This is a genomic window from Simplicispira lacusdiani, from assembly GCF_003604195.1.
GTDB classification, from domain to species: Bacteria; Pseudomonadota; Gammaproteobacteria; order Burkholderiales; family Burkholderiaceae_C; genus Simplicispira; species Simplicispira lacusdiani.
This window is the reverse complement of sequence record NZ_QXGR01000055.1, coordinates 1-542: the sequence shown is the minus strand read 5'-3', so window position 1 is coordinate 542 and position 542 is coordinate 1. Positions and strand designations below refer to the sequence as shown.

Annotated in this window: 1 protein-coding gene; it reads left to right on the top strand. The window is 66.6% G+C overall.

Going from position 1 to position 542, the window contains the following annotated elements:
• Window positions 1-542: aldehyde dehydrogenase family protein (locus D8S75_RS17340; protein ID WP_119967595.1), on the top strand; the 542-nt coding region annotated here is incomplete at both ends.

The following is a 542-nucleotide window of genomic DNA, read 5'->3' as shown; positions in this document are numbered from 1 at the left end:
GGCCAGACCTGCGTGTGCACCAACCGCTTCTATGTGCAGGAGGGGGTGTACGACCAGTTCGTGCAGAAGTTCGCCGCCAAGGTCAAGACGGCCAAGGTGGGCAATGGCTTCGAGGAAGGCGTGAACCAGGGCCCGCTGATCGAGGAAGCGGCGCTGGAGAAGGTACAGCGCCATGTGGAGGACGCCATCGCCAAGGGTGGCCAGGTGCTCGCCGGTGGCCAGCGCCTCAAAACCCTGGGCTCGGGCCAGTTCTTCGAGCCCACGGTGGTGGCCCACGCCACGCCCGACATGCTGTGCGCGCGCGAGGAGACCTTCGGCCCGTTCGCCCCGGTGTTCAAGTTCAAGACCGAGCAGGAGGCCATCGACGCGGCCAACAACACCGAGTTCGGGCTGGCCAGCTACTTCTACAGCCGCGACGTGGGCCGCATCTTCCGCGTCAGCGAGGCACTGGAGTACGGCATGGTGGGCATCAACGTGGGCATCCTGGCCACCGAGCATGTGCCCTTTGGCGGCGTCAAGCAGTCCGGCCTGGGCCGCGAGGG